Here is a 535-nt window from a genome sequence, read left to right as displayed (position 1 = left end):
GGCAAACCTTTCGGAAGAATTTCAAACAACAAAGCACGGCCTACAGTCGTTTCGACCAATTTGCTCTCGGTAATCAACTGGCCATCGTCATCGAACGTGCTTTCTTCGATACGAACTTTAATCTTCGCCTGCAAGTGAACTTGCTTAGCACCGTATGCACGCTGAACTTCTTTAATGTCCGCGAATACCATGCCTTCACCTTGGGCGTTCACACGATCACGCGTCATGTAGTAAAGACCAAGAACAACGTCCTGTGATGGAACGATAATCGGCTCTCCATTTGCTGGCGACAAGATGTTGTTGGTAGACATCATTAGAGCACGAGCTTCAAGCTGAGCTTCTAAGGTCAATGGAACGTGTACCGCCATTTGGTCACCATCGAAGTCGGCGTTGTATGCCGCACAAACGAGTGGGTGCAACTGAATTGCTTTACCTTCAATCAGAACTGGCTCAAATGCTTGAATACCAAGACGGTGAAGCGTTGGCGCACGGTTTAGCATTACAGGGTGCTCGCGAATCACTTCAGCAAGAATAT

1 pseudogene is annotated in these 535 nt (G+C 47.7%); it reads right to left on the bottom strand.

Annotation, left to right across the window (positions count from 1 at the left end):
- A pseudogene (locus A3762_RS23800) lies at positions 1 to 535 on the bottom strand (DNA-directed RNA polymerase subunit beta'); the annotation flags it as partial.

The organism is Oleiphilus sp. HI0125, from assembly GCF_001635355.1.
The sequence above is the reverse complement of the archived record's forward strand: the minus strand, read 5'-3'. Positions and strand labels throughout refer to the sequence as shown.